Source organism: Pseudarcicella hirudinis, from assembly GCF_900115665.1.
In the GTDB taxonomy this organism is placed as follows: Bacteria; Bacteroidota; Bacteroidia; order Cytophagales; family Spirosomataceae; genus Pseudarcicella; species Pseudarcicella hirudinis.
The window spans coordinates 477,769-498,611 of record NZ_FOXH01000002.1; the positions used below are offsets into that span (position 1 = coordinate 477,769).

Below are 20,843 nucleotides of genomic sequence, written 5' to 3' on the forward strand. Positions count from 1 at the left end.
TGAAAGATATTGCCTTTAGATAATTGATAGAATGTCTGTAAATGTTGATAAAATTGTAACGAACCACAATAAAGTTGTAACTTTTTAATAATTACCAAATTTTATGAGGTTTGTAGCGTAAAATCCCCAATAAATTTTTGATTTTTGTACAATTTACTGGATAATTCTTTCGGGAAAAGACCCTTTTGGTGCTTTTTTCAAATTTGAAAAATTCGGAGATGTTCTGAAAAATATTGTTAATTGTTCATTGTTAACTCTTAACTGACAAATGCCACAACCATACGTCCAAAAAATCAATAGTCTCTTAATCGCCAACCGTGGCGAGATCGCTATCCGTATTATGCGTGCTGCTTCCGAATTGGGAATCAGGACTGTAGCGCTTTATACTTTCGAAGATCGTTATTCACTTCACAGGTACAAGGCCGATGAAGCCTATCAAATTGGTAAGGATGATGAGCCTTTAAAACCTTATCTGGATGTTGAAGGCATCATTAAACTTTGTAAAGAGAAGAAAATTGATGCAATTCATCCGGGATATGGATTTTTGTCGGAAAATGTTACACTGGCTCGCCGATGCAGAGAAGAAGGTATCAAATTCGTAGGTCCTTCTCCTGAAGCAATGGACGCATTAGGGGATAAAGTGGCGGCCAAAAATGCGGCTCGTGAAGCTAAGGTGCCGATGATTGAGGATTCTAAAGAAGATCTGAGTTCTGCGGCTATTGCTCTTGCTGAAGCAAAACGTATCGGCTTTCCCGTAATGGTAAAAGCTGCTGCCGGTGGAGGAGGAAGAGGAATGCGGGTAGTAAGAGATGAAGAGTCTTTAGAGAAATCATTCACTGAAGCAAAGAACGAAGCGAAAAATGCGTTCGGAGATGATACGATTTTCATTGAGAAATTTATCGATCAGCCTAAACATATTGAAGTTCAGTTATTAGGAGATCAGCATGGGAATCTTGTTCACCTTTATGAAAGAGACTGCTCTGTTCAGCGTCGTTTTCAGAAAGTAGTAGAAGTTGCACCATCTTTCGGGTTAAAAGAAGAAACCAAACAGAAGTTATATCAATACGCTCTTTCAATTGGTAAGGCCGTAAATTACTATAATGCCGGAACGGTGGAATTTCTTGTAGATAAAGATGAAAATATCTTCTTTATTGAGGTAAATCCACGTATTCAGGTAGAACATACTATTACTGAGGAGGTTACAGGTGTAGATATCGTAAGAACCCAGATTCTCATTGCAGAAAACTACAAACTTTCTGACAACGGAATTTATATCCATGACCAGAAAGATATTCCTTTGAATGGTTATGCCATCCAATGCCGTATTACTACGGAGGATCCTGCAAATGGTTTTAAACCGGACTTCGGGACAATCATTGCCTATAGAAACGCAGCCGGATTTGGAATTCGTCTGGATGAAGGTTCGTCTTATCCCGGGGTAAAAATTTCACCTTATTTCGATTCGATGCTGGTGAAGGTTTCGGCCAAAGGACGTACTTTGAAAGGCGCTTCTCAGCGTTTATCCAGAGCTTTGACAGAATTCAGGATTCGTGGGGTAAAAACCAATATTCCTTTCCTCCGCAATGTAATTGCCCACCCGATTTTCCAGCAGGGGAAATGCGTGGTACAATTTATTGATTCTCATCCGGAATTATTCAATTTTACACCAACCAGAGACCGTTCTACCAAAGCACTCCGCTATTTGGGAGATGTGATTGTCAATGGAAATCCTGATGTAAAAGTGAAAAATGACCGCAGCTTTAAAACTCCGGTTGTACCTTCTTTTGATCCTTTTGCAGAACATCCGAAGGGAAACAAACAAAAGCTGGACGAATTGGGCGCAGATAAATTTGCTGCCTGGGTTAAGGATCAGAAACAGATACTGTATACAGATACTACTTTCCGTGACGGGCATCAGTCTCTTCTGGCGACACGCGTCAGAAGTAAAGATATGCTTGCTGTTGCAGAAAGTTATTCTAAAAACTTCCCGCAATTGTTCTCAATGGAAGTCTGGGGCGGTGCAACATTTGATGTTGCGATGCGCTTTTTGAATGAATCTCCGTGGAAACGTCTTCAGGCTTTCAGAGAAGCCATGCCGAATATGCTGCTGCAAATGCTTTTCAGAGGCTCTAATGCCGTTGGATACTCTGCATATCCTGATAACCTTATTGAGAAATTCGTGGAGAAATCGGCAGAATCCGGGATTGATGTTTTCCGCATCTTCGACTCTCTGAACTGGGTTGAGGCGATGAAAGTTTCAATTCGTGCAGTTCGTGAGCGTACCAATGCTCTGGCGGAGGCTTCCATTTGTTATACCGGAGATGTATTTACCAACGAAAAATATTCTTTACAATATTACCTTGATATGGCCCGTCAGCTTGAGGACGAGGGAGCGCATATTCTTGCCATCAAAGATATGGCAGGTCTTTTAAGACCATATCAGGCTGAATTGCTGGTAAAAGAATTAAAGAAAGCGATTGATATTCCGATTCATCTTCATACGCATGATACAGCTTCTATTCAGGCGGCTACCTATCTGAAGGCCATTGAAAGCGGAGTTGATATCATAGATTGTTCTTTGGGTGCCATGTCAGGACTTACTGCCCAGCCAAACTTCAACTCTGTAGTGGGTATGATGCAAGGGAATGAGCGTGAATGTCCCATCGATTTACCTTTACTGAATCAATATTCTACTTATTGGGAAGACGTACGTCAGATGTATTATCCTTTTGAGTCGGAACTGAAAGCCGGAACTGCAGAAGTTTATGACAATGAAATTCCGGGCGGTCAATATACAAACCTTCGTGGCCAGGCAACTGCCTTAGGTGTCGGCGACAGATTTGAGTTATTGAAACAGAACTATTTCGAAGCTAATAAATTATTCGGCGATATCGTAAAAGTAACTCCTTCTTCGAAAGTAGTAGGAGATATGGCCATTTTCATGACAGCTAACAGCTTAACTGCTGAAGATGTTTATGCCAAAGGAGCTACTTTATCTTTCCCTGAATCTGTAAAAGATTTCTTCAAAGGAGGCCTGGGGCAGCCTTACGGAGGATTCCCGAAACAACTTCAGGAAATTGTATTGAAAGGAGAGCATCCTTTGACCGGAAGACCAAATGATTCAATTGAGCCGATAGATTTCGAGAAGGATTTTGCGGCATTCAGGGAGAAATTCCCCGAAGGTGAAGAAGGATTCCTGGATTACCTGTCCTACAAAATGTATCCGAAAGTTTATGAAGATTTTTACAAATCTCAGCAAAACTATGGAGAAGTATCAGTGTTACCAACTCCGGCCTTCCTTTATGGCTTGAAACCGGATGAGGAGATCATGATTACTATTGAAGAAGGTAAAACAATTATTGTGAAATATTTGTACCAGTCTGAACCGGATGAGGCAGGATTAAGAAATGTTACTTTCGAACTCAACGGTCAGGCAAGACGTATTAAGGTACTTGACAAAAATATCAAGATTGTTCGTCCTCAGCATGTTAAGGCCAGTGTCAAAGGTGATATAGGCGCTCCGCTTCAGGGACGTTTGAGTCGTATTCTGGTTAAACCGGGAGATGAAGTGAAGAAAAATGCGCCTTTATATGTGATTGAAGCCATGAAAATGGAATCGATTGTGTCGGCGCCATTTGAAGGTCTTGTTTCAAGAATTGTCCTTACTGAAGGAACAGTGGTTGAGCAGGAAGATCTGGTTTTATCAATAGAGGAAGTTGTTTTACCGGAACCGGATCAGGAAGAATTTCTTTTTGTGTACGGAACACTTCGTAAAGACTACGGAAACGAATTACACAAATTGATAGCCCGTAACTCTGAATTTATCGGGATGGCAGATTTTCAGGGAGAAATGTTCAATATCGGAGAATATCCGGGTATCGTTTCTTCAGAAAATGGCGGCTCAGTTGTAAAAGGAGAATTATATAAACTTTCAAATTCGGTAAGGTTAATTCGTATCCTTGATGAATATGAAGAATATTATCCTGAAAATGAAGATGAAAGTATTTTCCTGAGAAAGACCATTAATGTGAAGATTGACGGAAAATCGCAGGAAGCCTATGGCTATTTGTATAATCGCCCGACGGAAGGACTTACCAGAATTACCAGCGGTGATTTCTTAGTTGGTTAAGACCCATAAGTGATTCAAACGACAAAAGCCCGGTATTTGCCGGGCTTTTGTCGTTATACTTCTTTACTTTGAGCTATCAGCGATTGAATAACTTTTTTGGTTGTGTCATTATTAAATATTGATTTGAGTACATCTACTAAGTCCTTCTCATTTAAAATCTTAATTGTTATACCCTCAAATTCTATAGAACATGGATAGAGAACCATAGTATGTCTGATTTCAAACAGTTTATACTTATAATTATTCAATAAAGGGGCAACTATACTGAAACTATTAAAAATAGTATTATTAAAGCTGGAAGTATCTACTTCTCCTGCGAGTATATTTTTAGTGATTTCTCCTAAGAAATTAGCTTGCTCTTTTAAAATTATTTTGGGGCTTCTGATTTCCTCTTCCATGATAATATCAGGCCAAAGGTTTTCTGTATTTGTCATTTTGTCGGAATATTTAAGGTGAAAAATAAGGGAAGGTGATCTGAAAAACACTTATTGTTGGGTATTCCATTAGCTTTCAGAAGACTTTTTTCCCCGTCTGAATCTATAAATTTTAAGGTTTCTTTTTTAAAACTATTGATTAACGAAGGTCTGATTAGAACCTGATCAAAAACATTCCAATGATAATTGACAAGTTCTGCATTTTTATAGAAATAACTGCCGGAGACATTATTTCCAACATCACCATGTAAACTCCACGTTGGATTATAAAAATAATGATATTCCTCTTCAGAAACAACTCTGTGATTGTTCTCTGTAATCTTACTATCCATTATCGCATGGAAACCTTCGGCATCAACCATGCCTCTTTCAAAAGGATTCATGTTGAAGTCACCTACAACGATTGTTCTATCAATATTTCTTTCAACTTCTATTTTCTTTATTTTACGGGCAACTCTACATGCGTAGGATGAAATACTATCAGGTTGATTATTTCTTCGATCAGGAAAGTGAACGCCGAAAATAAGTACTTCCTCTAATAGTGGTAAAGCAATTTTAAAGCAGGAGAATCTGTTATCACTTTCATCCTCAATTGGAATTATAAAATTATTATGAAACTTGGTGAATACTTTAATCTTTTTGTTTTGGAAAAGAGGATTTGGCAAAAAATAGTTAACAACATTGATATTTAATTCTAATAATAAATCTGTTGGTTTGATATTGAATTCAGCAAAAATTAATACATCAATGTTATAATGTTTTGCAATATTTGCTATTTCTTCAACAAGGGGTTTCTGGTTTAAATTCCAGAATAAGAAGTTTAATTCCTGCATAGTTTACATCACGAATTTCATAGAGTGTAGTAGATAAAAAAACAAAAATATACTTTTCAAGGAATAAATGATGAATTATAAGACTTGAAATTTAGAACCATAGAATTTAATTCAATAAAATAATATGATTCGATGGAATAATAAACTTTGTAATGTTACTAAATATACTTTCTAATGAATCCAAGAATTAATATCATCACACTTGCTGTTGAAAATCTGGCAAAATCGCTGGATTTTTATGAAAAAGGTTTAGGCTGGAAAAAGTCAGCTGCAAGTCAGGAAAGCATTGCTTTTTTCCAGTTGGGAGGAATTGTTTTATCCCTTTATCCAGGGACATTATTAGCAGAAGACGCCGGCATTTCAGAAGAAGGTTCCGGCTTTTCCGGAATAACGCTGGCTTATAATGCCAAAAGTGAAAACGAAGTAGATGAGGTGATTGCAAAAGTGGAATCTTTAGGAGCTGTTATTGTAAAAAGACCACAGAAGGTTTTCTGGGGCGGTTACAGCAGCTATTTCAGAGATTTGGACGGGCATTTGTTTGAAGTAGCCTTTAATCCCTTTTTTGAATTTGACGACAGAGATATTTTAAAATTGCCTTAAATTCCATAAATTCATACAAAGGTCGCCAAAGGGCAGATTTTTACCATTTCGGGAGGGGAGAAGAATATTACAAAGTGATTTATTTTTGGGTTTTGTCATTAATTCAATAAGTCCTGTTTCTCAATAAAAACTGAACGTATGGAAAGTCAAAGAACTAATTGGCTGGCAATAATTGCCTGTGTTGTAATAGCTCAGGTAGTGCCAATGATCTGGTATGGCGTTTTTGCTGATCCATGGATGGAAGGAAACCATTTTACCCGGAATGATTTCAAAGATACTTCCCCTTTACCGTATGTGGTCAGCCTGATTTCTTCATTTATTCAGGCCTGGGTACTTGCACAGCTGCTTCAAAAAATCGGGGTAAGAAAAGCCCGGACAGGTTTTCTGACAGGTTTACTGATCGGATTTGCCTTTGTGTTGATGCAAACAGCAACCAGTAATCTCTTTTCTCATCGGGTATTGACATTGACCTTTATTGACGGAGGATACCCGACAATTGTATTTGGTCTGATGGGATTGATTTTAGCAGTTTGGAGGAAATAATTTACAGACATTGTCATGCTGGGAGATAGTTGAAATGAGAAATACTTTCAAACAATTTTAAGTTGATCCGGTTAGGCATTTATGGAAAAAAACGTCTTGCCTTTTGATTTTACAGACCCTTTCACATTTCTGGCGCTTACTGCGCTGATCTTCGGCATTGTGATGATTCGCTATGTTATTTTAGCGGGGCTTTTCCATGTTATTTTTTACTATTGGTTTCCGGAAAAATGGCAGGTCAGAAAACTGAATAAGAAAGACTATCCACCGGATCAGTTCAGAAAAGAGGTATGCTGGTCAGCTCTTACCGGATTGATTTTTTCAATAGTTGGTTCTTTTGCGGTTATAATCTGGCAAACGGGCTATAGCAGAATTTATCTGAAAATTAATGATTATCCAATCCTTTGGTTTCCGCTGAGTATTCTGTTCTCTATGCTGATTCATGAAACCTACTATTATTGGGTTCATAGATGGATGCATTTGCCTAAGGTCTTCAAATGGGTACATAAGGTGCATCACGACAGCAAAATCACTTCGGTCTGGACGGCATTTTCCTTTCATCCGGTTGAGGGAATTCTGGAAGCGTTAATTATGCCTGTGATTGTAATGGTAATCCCGATGCATTATTATGCGATTCTTATCCACCTCACAATCATGACCCTGACCGCTGCGATCAATCACCTTGATATTGAGATTTATCCTAAAAATGCTTTCGGTGATATTTTAGGGAAACATATGATCGGCGCGACGCATCACAGCCACCACCATAAGTTTTACAGATACAACTTTGGTTTGTACTTTACCTTCTGGGATAAAGTTGCTAAAACCGAAAGCCCCGGATTTGAAAGGGAGTTTGAGGGGAGAGAAAATATTTCCGGGGAAAAATATCAAATTAATACAGAGCCGGAAAGTAGATTTTAGCAAATTTGGTCTTTGAATAATAAACCTAAAATTTACTTATCTATGTCTGAAATTTCACGTCGCCGGTTTTTAGCCCAGGCAGGAGTCCTTTCTTGCGCAGCTTTCATACCTTCTGATATTTTTGCCAAAACACCTGACCTTAAGTTAGGCTATTCTGCCATTACCTGGGGAGGAAATGACCTTCAGGCTATGAAGGATATTTCTTCATTAGGTTTCAAAGGTATCCAATTGAGAGGTAATGCCTATGATACCTACAAAACCAGAGTAAGTGAAATTAAGGATCAGATCGCAGCCCATAAACTGGCCTTACCAATGTTCTCGAGTGGAAATGTGGAAGTTGAAACTGCCAAAGAGGCAAGTACAATTGATTACCATGTTGCCCATGCAAGTTTTGTAAAAGCATTAGGCGGATCAGCCATTCAGTTAACAAACAGCGCCCGTCCTAAGGATCGTAAGCCCACAACTGAAGAACTGAAAAGACTTGCTTCGGTAATGAATGAAATTGGAAAACAAACCGCTGATTTGGGAATTCAGGCAGTTTACCACAACCATATGGCTCAATTGGGAGAAACGCCTGAGGAAGTAGATATTATTTTACAGAATACCAATCCTAAATATGTGAAATTATTGCTTGATGTGGCTCATTATCATCAGGGTGGAGGAGATCCTGCCAGGGCGGTAGCTCAATATAAGGATATTTTGTATGCACTCCATATTAAAGATGTTCAGTGCCCTTTACCGGAAAAACCTGAGAATCCTAAAGCCTATAAATTTGTAGAATTAGGAAATGGGAATGTAAATCTGCCAGGCGTTTTTGATGCTTTGGCTAAAATTAAATTCAAAAACTGGGCAATCGTTGAATTGGATGGTGTACCTGATAAATCACGTTCTCCGATTCAGTGTGCTGAAATCAGCAAGGCATTTTTGAAAGATAAAATCGGATTTAAAATTTAGAAGAATTGTGAATTCTTTTAAAACAGATGCCGGATCATAGAAGGTTTTCGGAAACAGGAATGCCTTCTATGATTCATATCTGAGTATCATAACAAATTTTTAATCTTCCTGAAAATCCCGGGCCTGCAATATCTCTTTGTGGCTTAACTACATTTTAGCTAACTTGCGTATGAAATCTACCAGAAGTAAGTTATGTCTGAAAAACGCAGTCCTGCTATTTTTTTTATTTTCATTACCATGCTCATTGATGTTTTGGGTATAGGTTTGATTATTCCGATTCTTCCCACACTTATTCAGAGTTTTACAGGCGGCGATCTGAGCAATGCTTCCCGGTATTCCGGATGGTTAATGGCTTCTTATGCCATCATGCAATTCATTTTTTCCCCCGTTTTAGGAGGACTCAGTGATAAATATGGAAGAAGGCCTATAATTCTGGCTTCTCTTTTTGGTTTTGCAGTTGACTATACCATTTTAGGATTTGCACCTAATATCTTCTGGCTTTTTGCCGGAAGAATGCTTGCCGGAATTACCGGTGCCAGTTTTACAACAGCCAGTGCTTATATTGCCGATGTTTCAAAACCTGAAGACCGGGCAAAAAATTTCGGAATGATCGGAGCAGCCTTTGGTTTGGGATTCGTTATCGGACCGGCAATCGGCGGGCTTTTAGCGCATTTTGGATTAAGAGTGCCATTTTTTGCAGCAGCAGGTCTTACCTTGGTCAACTGGCTTTATGGATATTTCATTTTACCTGAATCATTGAAGAAAGAAAACAGGAGAGAATTTGACTGGAAAAGAGCGAATCCTGTAGGCTCTTTGATGAATCTGACCAAATATCCTGTCATTTTAGGGTTAATAGGGTCATTTTTGTGTATTCAGATTGCTGGTCAGGCACATCCCAGTACCTGGTCTTATTTTACAATGAAGGAATTCGGCTGGAGTCCGGCGGAGGTTGGTTATTCCCTCGCTTTTGTAGGTCTGATGGTAGCTTTGATTCAGGGAGGATTAACCAGAGTTATTACTCCTAAAATCGGTGAACGTAAGGCAGTTATCGTCGGATTGATCTTCTATGGTTTTGGCTTTTTACTTTTTGCCTTTGCTTCTCATGGCTGGATGATGTATGCCTTTATGGTACCATTTGCACTGGGGGGAATTGCAGGCCCTTCATTACAAAGTGTTATTACCCAGCAGGTTGGCCCTTCTGAACAGGGAGAGTTGCAGGGAGGCTTGACAAGCCTGCAAAGTGTAACAACGATTATCGGACCACTACTGGCCTCTAATCTGTTTGCTTATTTTACCTCGAAATCAGCTCCGTTTCAATTCGCCGGAGCAGCGTTTTTCTCAGCCGGACTTTTAGTAATAATCGGGTTATTAATCGCTATTCGTTTCTTCCCGAAAGGGAAACCCAAAGCAGAAACAGTTGAAGTGTAACGATTCATAGTTCCCATTCATCCTGTTTTCCGGCTTTTTATCATGAATTGTCCTGTTAATTTGGATTATCACACAATCTTTTCCAATATTTGGCAAAAAATTAGGCCTTAAACTATTAGACTTTAAAGAAAATGAAAGTAACGAAGTTCTTTGCATCAGCTGCTGTAGCAGTTTTATTATCGGTGTCAGCATTTGCACAAACTGTAGATGAAGTAGTAGCAAAACACATTGAAGCAATGGGAGGCATTGATAAATGGAAGTCTATCAAAGGCGTTGAAATGAATAATAGTATGAGTATGCAGGGTATGGACATCAGTATGAAAAGTGTTGTAATACCCGGCAAAGCAATGAAATCAACTGTTAAAGTGATGGGCCAGGAAATCATCACTGTTATCAATGGGGAGACTGGTTGGTCAATTCGTCCGGCAATGATGGGTGGAACCGGTGAAGCGGAAGATCTTCCGAAAGATCAGTTGAAAATGACCAGAGGTCAGATGGATCTTGGTGGTCTTCTTGTAAATTATAAAGAGAAAGGATCGACTTTGGAACTTGCAGGAAAAGAAAAAATGGATGGAGGAGATGTTTACAAATTGAAATTGACAGATAAGGCCGGAGAGGTGACAAATATCTTTGTTTCAGCTTCCACTTATTACATTTTGAAAACAGCCGGAAAAAGAACCATTAACGGTCAGGACATAGATACTGAAGTTAATTATTCAAATTTCAAACAGGTAGAAGGTCTGACTTTCCCTTTCACTATGGAAACGGCTAGCCCTATGGGAGGACAAATTACGATTGAAACAGAATCAATCAAGTTGAACCCGACTATTGATGAAGCTATTTTCCAGAGACCTGCCAAGAAATAAAGATAATGCTGCGGGAGTGTTTTCAGATACGGTCATTTCTAACCGTAAACTAAATGAAAATATAAATTGTATTTAAAAAGCACGAAAAGTCACCAGAAATAGCTGGTGACTTTTTATTTTTGTACTAAAATAACTTTCCGGGTCGTTATTAGGTCTGGAATTTTATTTAAAAATCAAATCCGGCGATTACTAAAATCGTGAATGCTTATGAAAAAGATTGCATTGGCTCTGAGCCTTATCATGTTAACAGTGCTTTCATCTTGCAAGAAAGATGATTCTCAAACGCCTAAAACGAAGTCTGATATTTTAGTGGCTTCTACCTGGCAGATTGATGAAGTTATTGTAACCGGAGGTACCGTTTATCCGGTAGGACAATTGTACAAAAAAGGAATTGCAGGACAGAATGATTTTTCTAAAGTTCGTTTAACTTTCCGTGCCGACGGTACAGCTACAGCGATTGATAATTCAGGAAACTCTTCTACCAGCGGAAAATGGGCACTGACTAACGGTGATACAAAACTGGTTATTTCGGATACCGGAAACTTCCTTCTTGATGGAAACGGAGATATTGTCTTAATTGATACGGGAACCTTTAATTTTAAAGGCTCACGCTCATTGTCAGGAAAATCAGTAGATGCAACTGTAAAAATGATTCCTGCACAGTAATTTTTGAGACTTCCTGAAAGATTTTGCCAAGTTTAATGCGCTCTTTCAGGAAGTTTTATGATTTGTTTTGTAAATTTGGATGTTGGTCTTACAGGGTTTAAGGATTAGAGAATTTACAATGATAATGTTTTGACAGAATGAGAAGGTATCACATACACATTCTTATAGCTGTTTTTATGTCGCTTCTTTTAGGTGCCTGCCGAACTACTTCGTCTTCAGTTTTTCATGAATTTCAGGATACTTTCCAATATGTTCATCAGGATTTTACGGATGCCCTGAGTGCTCATGAACCCGAGCGGCTTCGTTCAAGAGAATATCAGGCTAATCTGAATGAATTAAGAGAATCTTACCGTCAGAATGCAAGGCTTTTCCGACTGAGAGATACGCTGCGAAAAGCAAATAATGACGCCGTTCTGAGTATTTTAAACGGAGATTACAATGCTGCACAGAGAGCTTTGGAAAGAAGCCCTAAGAATCTCGAAAATTCCCAGATACAGCAGTTACATGCGCTGGCCAGAATCCTGAAGAAAGAACACAGCAGTCAGGATTCACTCCTCAATACCACTACAGCATCTAACTCCAATAAAAATTATAATTCGGGATTGGTTTTCTGGAATCAGAAAAATTTCGGCAATGCGGAAGCCGCACTCTCACTTGCTATTCAGGAAGAACCCAAAAATACCCTTTTCAGAATAACCAGAGGTGATTTTTATTATAGCCAGGGAAAGTTTGAACTGGCACTTCAGGATTTTAAGAAAATCAGAGATGAAAATAATTACTATGGTATTCAGGCTTATCTGAAAACGGGTTCAGTGGCACTGGCCATGAAAAAGTATGAAGAAGCTGAGGAAAATTTCAAATATTATCTTTACATAGAAAAAAAGAAAAATATCTTTGAAGCCCATCTTGGTCTGGCTAACGCACTATACGGCCGTAAAAACTTCAGACTTTCAGAAAAAGAATTCCGGCTTGCTGTTCATTACAAAAACCATTCAGCTTTTGCACATATTGGTTTAGGAAATGCCCTTTGTAGCCAGCAAAACTATAAATTGGCCATGGCTGAGTTTGAAAGAGCTCTGGAGATAGAACCTTCCAACCAGTTTGCGTATTTGGGTAAGGCGATTGTATTGTATAAATCGGGTAATTATCCTGATGCTTATGAAGCGTTTAAAAATGCTAAAACAGCCGTAGATCTGAATAATCCTGAAATGACAGATGTTTTGCTATGCCGGGCAATTACCTGTCAGAACCTGGGTAAAGAACGGGAGTCTAATGCTGATTTTGAAACGATCATGAAGCTGGATCCGGAAAGTGCTGTTCCCTATGCTGCTTTAAGTGCACAGTATATTGCAAAATTACAGTTTGCTAAAGCAGAGGAGCTCCTTAATCAGGCTATTGCAAAGGATCCGGATAATGATAAAATAAGAAGTAACCGAGGGAATCTGAATCTGTATTTCGAGAAATTTGAAAAAGCAAGCGGTGATTTCTATAGAGCGTTGGCGATAAATCCAAGAAATGTAAGCGCCAAAAATGGCCTGGCGATTACTTTACTGGAAAATGATGAAATGGAGAAAGCACTTTCAGCACTCGACAGTTTGATTTACCGGAATCCTTCCAAGGCCTATTTGTACAACAACAGAGGGATTGTAAAAGCTTATCTGGGTGTGAGAAATGACATGGAGCATAATCAGAATGCTGCCGGAAAATTTTATGCGGAATCACTGGCGGATTTTAACAAAGCCCATCAGACGGATGCATCACGTCAGTTCTATTATGTCAATGTGGGAAATGCACATAAAAATATTAATGATTTTCCGGAAGCATTAAAAAACTATCAGATTTATACCAGCAAAAGCGGTGTCAATAACATGAGTGTGATTTATGCTGCCCAGAATAATAAGAAAGATGCCAGAAAATACTTCGATATTGCCCTGCAGCTTGATTCAGGAAGTTCGGTAATCAATTATAACAAGGCAAGGCTTCTGAAGGAGTATTTTGGAGAAATGAGGGCCTCAGGCAAATCTGAAAGTATTCAGCAATCGATTCAGAAAAAGTATAGCAAAGATGGTTTTATTACCATGTATCTGTATGATGGTGAATTTGAAAAATATACCTATGAAAATGCACATTTTTTACCGGTGCATTTTCAGAATGATTTTGAATACCATTATTTACCCAATTACAAAATGAGTTTAATGCCTTTTACAGGTATCTATTTCAAATCCACCAAAAAGAAATCCAAACAAGTTTACAGAGAACCTAAAGTTTATTCACCAAAAAGAAAGGGTAATGTAATCTGTCCGCCGCTTTAACGGTTTTAAAGATTTTTCTTCTTCATTTCGCTTACTGCATGACTCGCTGCTCTGGTGGTTAAAGCCATAAATGTCAGAGAAGGGTTCTGATTCCCTACTGAAGTCATACAAGCTCCATCCGTTACAAATACGTTTTTACACTGGTGTAATTGATTCCAGTTATTCAGTAAAGAAGAGGCGGGGTCTTTTCCCATTCTGACACCTCCCATTTCATGAATGTCAAGTCCTGGAGATTGCCTGGAATCGTATGTATGAATGTCTTTGCAACCTGCCTTATCAAGCATTTCAGAGGCCTGGGTTTTGAAATCTTCCAGCATTTTTAAATCATTCTGGTCATAATCTACAGAAGTGATTAATTGTGGTACTCCCCAATCGTCTTTCAGGTCTTTGCTGAGCCGTACATGATTTTCCAATTTAGGAACGGTTTCTCCCTGCATCATAATGAAAACGCCCCATTCTCCGGGATGAGTTACTTTATCCTTGTATGCTGCCCCGAATTCAGGCATATTCATATCTCTTTGCCAGCCAGCTCTTGAAGCAGTAAACGCCACCATATACCCTCTTAAAAAGTCAGTTTCCTGCTTCTGAACATTTCTAAAAGAAGGCATAAAAGCAGAGGTTGGTCTTCTTCCCAGATAATATTGGTTATCAAAACCTTCGAATCTTGCTCCTCCGGCGCCCCGGTAATTATGAAATGCGATGTATTTTCCCAATAAACCATTATCATTTCCCAGACCCTCCGGAAACCTGTTTGAAGTGGAATTTAATAAAATCAGATTGGTGTTTAAAGCAGCACCGTTGACAAAGATGATTTTAGCATAAAATTCCATGGTTTCCTTGCTGACGGTGTCAACTACTCTTACGCCTTTGGCTCTGTTTTTATGTTCATCATAAATAATGGAATGTACCACAGAATGGGGGCGAAGAGTAAGATTTCCTGTTTTGGCTGCCCAGGGCAATGTAGAAGAATTTGAACTGAAATAACCACCGTACGGGCAGCCGCGATAACACAGGTGTCTGGCCTGGCACTGGCCTCTTCCCTGTTGTAAATGGATAGGTTGTGGTTTGGTAAGGTGCGCACATCGTCCGATAATTACATGACGATTTGTATAATTTTCTTTAATCCGTTTCTGAATATGCTTTTCAAGACAGTTTAATTCCCAGGGAGGTAAAAACTCTCCGTCAGGAAGGCTTTGGATACCATCCTTATTCCCGCTGATTCCGACAAATCTTTCTACCTTACTATACCAGGGAGCAATGTCTTTATAACGGATCGGCCAATCTACTGCAAATCCGTCTCTGGCCGGTGCTTCAAATTCGTAATCACTCCAACGCTGGGTTTGTCTGGCCCAGATCAGAGATTTTCCACCAACCTGATAACCTCTGATCCAGTCGAAAGGCTTTTCCTGAACATAAGGGTGTTCTTTATCTTTGACAAAAAAATGTTCTGTGGCTTCATCGAAGGCATAGCATCTTTTAGCAATAGGATTTGCCTCCTTCGTATCGAGAGGTATTTTGCCATGATGAGGAAAATCCCAGGGATTTAGCATGGCAGTAGGATAATCTTCGAGGTGTTTTACAGCTCTGCCCCGCTCCAGCACCAGTGTTTTTAGTCCTGCCTCACATAGTTCTTTGGCTGCCCAGCCACCGCTTATCCCCGAACCTATGACGATGGCATCATAAGTATGTTGTTTTTTAGCTTTTCCGTTCAGATACATTGCTATTAAGATTCCTGCCTTTGAGAGAAAATGAATTTATAGAGTAATATGGCAGAATTTCAAGGTTTTAGCAAGTATATGGATATAAAAAAAGAGCAGCATCGGTATTGCAATGCCGATGCTGCTCTTTTTTTAACGGATGTTTATTTTTTTGTTTTCATGAACCAGAACAAGAGATAAGCGCCGGAACAGATCCAGAGCCCCCAGGCTTCTCTCGCCAGTTCCTGATTTACGGTTTTCATGGATAATCCATCTGTGACAAAACCCTCCCAGGCTGTCATCTGTTGCCAGGAATTTAACCCTCCGGCAAAAGACATAATAAAAAGAACTACCAGCATTTCAGGGTTAGACTGACCTCTGAAAGCCTGGAATGCTGCGTAAGCTGCTATAAGATAAATCGGGATCCACAAAACCGGGTCAGGATCATTATATTGCCATCCTGCAAACAGCAGAAATATCGGGACGAATAACAGTGCAAGGTATTTCATAAGGGTGAATGTTATAGATTTTCAGGGTTTTACATTCCGGATTTATTCGCAGAAAGTTTTCAATGCATCTTTTGCATCAGGATAGCCAAGGCGTTTTGCCTGTTTTAAACTTAGGCAGGCATCATCATTTTTTCCTTGTTTTTGCTGAATAATTCCCAATCCGTAAAATGCTTTGGCGAATTTAGGATCAACTTTGATTGCTGCGGAGAAGTCGTCATAAGCTTTATCAAGTTCACCCAGCTGGAAAAAAATGTTGCCACGGTTATAAAGTGCATTGGTCTCTTTAGGATTCAAAGATATGGCCTTGTCGAAATCTTTTACAGCTTCTTCAGTATTTCTCAAAGCTGCCAGTACAATACCTCTTTTTACATAGATTTCATCATTCTGAGGATCCAGTTTTGATGCTTCAGAGCAATCAGCCAAAGCACCTTCCCAGTCTCCTCTTTCCATCTTTACAGAAGCCCTGTTGAAAAATGGTTTATAATTATTTGGATCAAGTTTAATAGCCTGCTCGTAGTCAAGCAAAGCATTGTTAAAATCCTTTAATTCAAAATAAGCTGCGCCACGCATATTGAATGCCTGAGCATTTTTGGAGTCTTTATTAATTGCCTGGTTAAGGTAATTGAGCGCCTCCTTTGGCTGTCCGGCACTTAAATGAACCTTGGCTTTTTCAATAAAAGCATCAGCACTTCCTGAACAAGCCTTGAAAAGAACGGAAAAAAATAAAAGCATAACCGGGATAAATCCCTGAGATATGGAAAGATGAAGTTTTTTTTTCATTTTTTTTAAAAATTTGAATTGAGTCAACGCCTTGATAATCAAAATTTAACTCAAGTTTAATGAAGGACGAACATTGAAATCCTTGATTTTCTGCTCAAATTTCGACCTATAGTTTTGAAAAAACAACAAATTCTGCCATCTTTGCATCGGCAAATTACCAGCTCCCTCCGAATCCCCCAGGTCTTGACCGAAGCAAGGGTAGGCAGGTTGAGCGGTGAATTTGCCATTTTTTTTTCGATTCCCCCAGTTTTTCAATTCCCCGGCTTTTGTTAGAATACGTAAGATCAGTCTGATTTATTCAGATGCCCAACTGTTCTATACTGTTATAATCATTTTTTTGAAAATTTCATCCGGAAATCTAGGATTTTCTAACAGAACAGTGATATATTTACCCACTGATTTTGAGGAAATTCCGGGGCCGGCAGGTATTTAAGGAATCATTCAAAATATTATGGTGTTTTGTAAAAGCATAAGTATTTGAATTTCAGTTTTTTTTAATGGATTCTCAGACTTCGGCCTGATTTGTTAATCAACAAAATTTTTTAATTTCTCAGAAACATAATTAAATAGGGTTTAAACATGAAATTTTTTATCGACACTGCCAATCTCAAAGAGATTCAGGAGGCACAGGATTTAGGCGTATTGGATGGAGTAACAACCAACCCGTCATTGATGGCTAAAGAAGGTATCAGTGGTAAAGACAATGTAATGAAGCACTACAAGGCAATCTGCGCAATTGTTGAAGGAGATGTTTCGGCGGAAGTTATTTCTACGGATTTTGAGGGAATGATTCGTGAAGGTGAAGAATTGGCAGAATTGGATGAGAAAATCGTTGTGAAAGTGCCGATGATCAAAGACGGCGTGAAAGCACTTCGTTATTTCTCTGAAAAAGGTATCAGAACTAACTGTACTTTGATTTTCTCTGCAGGTCAGGCTTTATTGGCTGCTAAAGCAGGAGCTTCATATGTTTCTCCTTTTATCGGACGTTTGGATGATATTTCTTTCGATGGTATTGAGCTTATCGAACAAATCCGTACTATTTATGATAACTACGGTTTCAATACTGAAATCCTTGCTGCATCTGTTCGTCACCCTATTCATATCATCAGATGTGCTGAAATCGGTGCTGATGTTATGACAGGACCTTTGTCAGCAATCACAGCATTGTTGAAACATCCGTTGACTGACATCGGTTTGGAGAAATTCCTTGCAGACCATGCTAAATCAAATCAATAATTCTGAAGGGGAATAATTGAAAAAATCCGGCCGTTTCCTCAGTTTTACTGTAAAAATGGTAAATAAACGGACTTTTCCAATGAACTTTCACTTTGAATTTAAATGACCAATTATCAAATATTCTTTATCTTTGGTAATTGGTCATTTATCTTTGATAATAGCTTATAAAACATGTTTTCAGAAACTCCGGTAGTATCTCTTCAGAATGCATTCATTTATCAGGATTCTAAATTAGTCTTGACAGATGTCAATTTCACAATCAATAAAGGTGAATTTGTTTTTTTAATCGGCCGTACCGGAAGCGGTAAAAGTTCACTTCTAAGAACATTGTATGCGGATCTCTGGCTTCAGCAAGGTTATGCAAATGTTGCCGAGTTCGAAATTCATAACCTCAAAAACCGGGATATTCCTTTTCTTCGCCGTAAAATCGGTATTGTATTTCAGGATTTTCAGCTTTTTACAGACCGTTCAGTAAATGATAACCTGAAGTTTGTTTTGCAGGCTACAGGCTGGACTGATAAAGCCAGAATGAAGTCCAGAATTGCTGAAGTATTAATGCAGGTTGGCCTTTCTTCTTCCATTGATAAAATGCCTCACCAGTTATCCGGCGGAGAGCAGCAACGTGTTGTAATAGCCAGGGCTTTACTGAATGAACCTCAGATTCTTTTTGCTGATGAACCGACAGGAAATCTTGATCCGGTGGTTTCAGAGCAAATATTAAAAACATTTCATGAAATTAACAGGGCAGGAACTGCTATTCTTATGGCTACTCACGATTTTGACATGATCAGAAAATTCCCTGCAAGGGTTTTGAAATGTGAAAACGGTGCTGTAATTGAACAAACCAGCCCAACTTACGGACTTTAAGAGCTTTTCCTTTCACCAAGGTCTGAGTGACTCAGACCACTTCCTGATAAGTTTTTTTTTGATGTTTGTTTACGCTCTGTGTGTCACAGAGCAGGGGTTAGGACATTTTCCTTCAAAATATAAAGACCTGCCCTTTCAAAAAGGCAGGTCTTTTCGATAAAGTCAGATTTAAGTCTGATTCCTTCACCGTGGTCTGTGTCTCACAGACCACAAATGTTTGGTATTTCTGCTCTGTGTGCCACAGAGCAGGGGTTAGTTTTAAGCCTGATTCTTACTTCGCTGTCAGATAAACAAATGGAATAATACACTCTTCCAGTGAAACGCCTCCATGCTGAAAGGTATTTCTATAGTGGTTCACGTAGTGATTATAATTATTCGGATAAGCAAAGAAATAATCCTCCATCGTGAAAACATAGGTAGTTGAAACGTTGATCTTAGGCAGGAAAAAACGCTCCGGTTTTCTGCAAACCAATACGTGATCTTTATCATCCCAATTCAGGTTTTTCCCTTGCTTATAACGCAGGTTCGTATTTACTGAACGGTCTCCTACAATTTTCGCAGGGTTTTGTACACGAATCATACCGTGGTCAGTGGTAATGATAAGGCGTCCTTTTTTCTCTGAAATCTTTTTCAACAAATCAAAAAGAGGAGAGTGGGTAAACCAGCTTGCGGTAATACTTCTGTAACCTGACTCATCAGGAGCCAATTCCTTAATCATTGCCATGTCGGTACGGGCATGAGAAAGCATATCTACAAAGTTATAAACCACTACATTCAACTGATTCTGCATCAGGTTGTTGAAGTTATCTACCAGCGATTTTCCCTGAGTAGTATTCAGGATTTTGTAGTATGAAGATTTGAACGTCAGACGACTACGACGAATTTGTTCCTGGAAGAAAAAGTCCTCATACTGATTGAATCCTTCTTCATCTTCGCTGTCGCCGATATCCTGTACCCAGTGTTTCGGATATTGTTTTTCTATTTCAGAAGGCAGCATCCCTGCGAAAATAGAATTTCTGGCGTAGGCTGTTGTGGTTGGCAGGATCGAATAATAAGAGCTTTCTTCTTCTACTGTAAAATAATCCTGAAGGAGTCCTTCCAGAATTTTCCACTGGTCAAAACGTAAATTATCAATCAACAGAAAGAAAAGCGGGGAATTGTCTTTTACCAATGGAAAAACCTTTTTACGCATAAGCTGATGCGACATCAGAGGTTTGTCGATTTTCGGATCATTCAGCCATTCTTCATAGTTTTCTTCTATAAATCTGGCAAAATTAGCGTTGGCTTCAGATTTCTGCATATTCAGTACTTCGGCCATTGATTTATTTTCTGTTCTGTCAATTTCCAACTCCCAGAAAATTAATTTTTTATATATTTCAGCCCACTCGTTATGGTCAATTCTGTCCTGATATTGCATAGCAAGCTGACGGAATTCCTGCTGATAGCTCAGATTGGTTTTCTCTTCTTCAAGACGTTTTTTATCAAGGATCTTTTTAACTGCCAGCAGTATCTGATTCGGATTAAGCGGTTTAATAAGATAATCAGCGATTTTTGAACCAATCGCTTCCTCCATAATATGCTCCTCTTCCGATTTGGTAATCATAATTACCGGTAAATTTGGCTTAAGCTGCTTAATTTGCGGAAGCACTTCAAGCCCGGTCATTCCCGGCATATTTTCATCCAGGAAAACGACGTCAAACTTACTTTTTTCAACTTCTTCCAAGGCATCTGCTCCGGAATTAACGGGTGTAACATCATAACCTTTACTCTCTAAGAACATAATATAAGGCTTCAGGAGATCGATCTCATCATCTGCCCACAGAATAGAATATTGCATAATTTGAAATTTTACTTTTTCGATGAAATATTTATAAGTTTACATATTCCCCTATTTCCTCCGGTATATTCTTTAGAGAAAATTAAGGATTGAAATTCCGGGAATTGTACTTTGTTTTTGAGAATTAATTGCTGAGAAATCCGGAAAATTGTTGTACAAAATCAGGCAGCTTTACCGGATAAATCCCTGCCTGTCCTGTAACCGTTTTAAAAATTGGAGACGAATTAACGAATA

The 20,843-nt window shown here is 38.9% G+C and carries 17 protein-coding genes; 11 read left to right on the forward strand and 6 right to left on the reverse strand.

Annotated elements, in window-relative coordinates:
• Positions 1–268 precede the first annotated feature (268 nt).
• Positions 269–4,129 carry a pyruvate carboxylase gene (locus BM179_RS05085; RefSeq protein WP_177219302.1) on the forward strand — a complete coding sequence of 1,287 codons (3,861 nt, stop codon included), beginning with the start codon at positions 269–271 and terminating at the stop codon, positions 4,127–4,129.
• A 53-nt stretch (positions 4,130–4,182) separates the two neighbouring features.
• Here the strand turns inward: BM179_RS05085 and BM179_RS05090 are convergent, their stop codons facing one another.
• A complete protein-coding gene (locus tag BM179_RS05090; protein ID WP_092013179.1) occupies positions 4,183–4,563 on the reverse strand; it encodes a hypothetical protein in 381 nt (126 codons plus the stop codon).
• Entirely contained in the window at positions 4,560–5,396 is an 837-nt protein-coding gene (locus BM179_RS05095; protein ID WP_092013183.1) for an endonuclease/exonuclease/phosphatase family protein, read from the reverse strand. Before BM179_RS05095 ends, BM179_RS05090 begins: the two co-directional genes overlap by 4 nt.
• 174 nt (positions 5,397–5,570) lie before the next feature.
• On the opposite strand from BM179_RS05095, the gene BM179_RS05100 reads away from it, so the two are divergent.
• The 8 genes from BM179_RS05100 (at position 5,571) to BM179_RS05135 (ending at position 13,683) form a co-directional block, all read left to right on the forward strand.
• Positions 5,571–5,996, forward strand: a complete 426-nt coding sequence (locus tag BM179_RS05100; RefSeq protein WP_092013186.1) for a VOC family protein — start codon at positions 5,571–5,573, stop codon at positions 5,994–5,996.
• Between the two features lie 138 nt (positions 5,997–6,134).
• Positions 6,135–6,539: a DUF1761 domain-containing protein gene (locus tag BM179_RS05105; protein ID WP_092013190.1), complete on the forward strand. Its 405-nt coding sequence runs from the start codon at positions 6,135–6,137 to the stop codon at positions 6,537–6,539.
• A gap of 81 nt (positions 6,540–6,620) precedes the next feature.
• Entirely contained in the window at positions 6,621–7,457 is an 837-nt protein-coding gene (locus BM179_RS05110; protein ID WP_092013193.1) for a sterol desaturase family protein, read from the forward strand.
• 42 nt (positions 7,458–7,499) lie between these two features.
• Positions 7,500–8,411: a sugar phosphate isomerase/epimerase family protein gene (locus BM179_RS05115; protein ID WP_092013196.1), complete on the forward strand. Its 912-nt coding sequence runs from the start codon at positions 7,500–7,502 to the stop codon at positions 8,409–8,411.
• A gap of 192 nt (positions 8,412–8,603) precedes the next feature.
• Entirely contained in the window at positions 8,604–9,839 is a 1,236-nt protein-coding gene (locus BM179_RS05120; RefSeq protein ID WP_092013201.1) for a TCR/Tet family MFS transporter, read from the forward strand.
• A 131-nt stretch (positions 9,840–9,970) separates the two neighbouring features.
• Entirely contained in the window at positions 9,971–10,705 is a 735-nt protein-coding gene (locus BM179_RS05125; protein ID WP_092013205.1) for a LolA-like protein, read from the forward strand.
• A 207-nt stretch (positions 10,706–10,912) separates the two neighbouring features.
• The gene (locus tag BM179_RS05130) at positions 10,913–11,371 is read left to right on the forward strand and encodes a lipocalin family protein (protein ID WP_143095153.1); all 459 of its coding nucleotides are present in this window, start codon (positions 10,913–10,915) and stop codon (positions 11,369–11,371) included.
• Between the two features lie 176 nt (positions 11,372–11,547).
• Positions 11,548–13,683 (forward strand): tetratricopeptide repeat protein, encoded by a 2,136-nt coding sequence (locus tag BM179_RS05135; RefSeq protein ID WP_177219303.1) that lies wholly within the window; start codon positions 11,548–11,550, stop codon positions 13,681–13,683.
• 5 nt (positions 13,684–13,688) lie between these two features.
• Here BM179_RS05135 and BM179_RS05140 read toward each other — a convergent pair whose 3' ends face one another.
• The 3 genes from BM179_RS05140 to BM179_RS05150 all read right to left on the reverse strand — a co-directional run bounded on the left by BM179_RS05140 (position 13,689) and on the right by BM179_RS05150 (position 16,669).
• Positions 13,689–15,401, reverse strand: a complete 1,713-nt coding sequence (locus BM179_RS05140; protein ID WP_092013216.1) for a GMC oxidoreductase — start codon at positions 15,399–15,401, stop codon at positions 13,689–13,691.
• A gap of 143 nt (positions 15,402–15,544) precedes the next feature.
• Positions 15,545–15,889 (reverse strand): transmembrane 220 family protein, encoded by a 345-nt coding sequence (locus BM179_RS05145; protein ID WP_092013219.1) that lies wholly within the window; start codon positions 15,887–15,889, stop codon positions 15,545–15,547.
• Positions 15,890–15,931: 42 nt separating this feature from the next.
• Positions 15,932–16,669 carry a tetratricopeptide repeat protein gene (locus BM179_RS05150; protein WP_229632899.1) on the reverse strand — a complete coding sequence of 246 codons (738 nt, stop codon included), beginning with the start codon at positions 16,667–16,669 and terminating at the stop codon, positions 15,932–15,934.
• A gap of 579 nt (positions 16,670–17,248) precedes the next feature.
• On the opposite strand from BM179_RS05150, the gene fsa reads away from it, so the two are divergent.
• Entirely contained in the window at positions 17,249–17,905 is a 657-nt protein-coding gene (fsa, locus tag BM179_RS05160; RefSeq protein ID WP_092013225.1) for a fructose-6-phosphate aldolase, read from the forward strand.
• A gap of 171 nt (positions 17,906–18,076) precedes the next feature.
• Complete coding sequence (locus BM179_RS05165) at positions 18,077–18,772, forward strand: cell division ATP-binding protein FtsE (RefSeq protein ID WP_092013228.1); 696 nt, start codon at positions 18,077–18,079, stop codon at positions 18,770–18,772.
• A 271-nt stretch (positions 18,773–19,043) separates the two neighbouring features.
• Here BM179_RS05165 and porX read toward each other — a convergent pair whose 3' ends face one another.
• Positions 19,044–20,609 carry a T9SS response regulator signal transducer PorX gene (gene porX, locus BM179_RS05170; protein ID WP_092013231.1) on the reverse strand — a complete coding sequence of 522 codons (1,566 nt, stop codon included), beginning with the start codon at positions 20,607–20,609 and terminating at the stop codon, positions 19,044–19,046.
• Positions 20,610–20,843 lie beyond the last annotated feature (234 nt).